The 431-nt window shown below is 60.8% G+C and carries 1 protein-coding gene; it reads right to left on the reverse strand.

The features are described 5' to 3' along the window. Nucleotides 1-431: hypothetical protein (locus HW466_RS32170; RefSeq protein WP_208456265.1), on the reverse strand; the 431-nt coding region annotated here is incomplete at both ends.

Consider the following 431-nt stretch of genomic DNA (forward strand, 5'->3'; position numbering starts at 1 on the left):
CCAGCCTGTCGACCTCGACCTCGAGCGGACTCTCCACCACGAATAGCCGCGTCACGTCACTGTCGTCGGGCTTGTCGTCGACGACGAGCTCCATCGGCTCGCTGTCGTCGGGGCTGTCGAGCACCAATATCTCGGTGGCTTCGTTGTCGTCGTCCACTTTGACCAGCGTCGGCTCGCTTTCCAGCGGCTTGTCCACCGCCAGCAGCAACGTCACCTCCCTTTCGTCGGGACTGAGTTCCGCGAACAGCAATGTCACTTCCCTGTCTTCCGGGCTGTCCACCACCAGAAGCTCGGTGACTTCGCTGTCGTCTGGCCTGTCGAGCACAAATAGCTCGGTGACTTCGTTGTCATCCGGCGTGACCTCGATTTCCAGTGGCTTGTCGACGGCCAATAGCAACGTGACTTCGTTGTCGTCGTCCACGTCGACCAGC

The organism is Burkholderia territorii (genome assembly GCF_902833055.1).
GTDB lineage: Bacteria > Pseudomonadota > Gammaproteobacteria > Burkholderiales > Burkholderiaceae > Burkholderia > Burkholderia territorii.